Source organism: Mycobacterium sp. DHQP2018-32-09, from assembly GCF_058148405.1.
On sequence record NZ_JBYVYK010000204.1, the window covers coordinates 1 to 387 of the forward strand.

General features: G+C 60.5%; 1 protein-coding gene. It reads left to right on the plus strand.

Translation table 11 applies throughout. The features are described from left to right. A partial coding sequence (locus tag AC30CM_RS27365; protein ID WP_490120033.1) for a YidC/Oxa1 family membrane protein insertase occupies window positions 1-387 on the plus strand: 387 nt, incomplete at both ends.

The window sequence follows — 387 nt, forward strand, 5'->3', positions numbered from 1 at the left end:
GAACCGCGCGACGGGAAACTACTTCTTCAGCGCCAACGACGTGGCCAACTTCTTGGACGCGAACCTGTTCGGTGCACCATTGGGTGCCACCATGATTCAGACGACGGGTCTGGACGCCTTCACCGAGTTCAACAGACTTGCCGTCGCCGGGGTATCCATCCCGCTGATGATCGTCGCGGGTGTCGCGACGTACTTCAATAGCCGGGCATCGATCGCGCGGCAGAGCCCCGAGGCGCAGGCCAATCCGCAGACCCAAATCATGAATCGGCTGGCGCTGTACGTGTTCCCGCTCGGCGTGGTGGTCGGTGGACCGTTCCTGCCGATCGCGATCATCCTGTATTGGGTGTCGAACAACATTTGGACGTTCGGACAGCAGCACTACGTCTT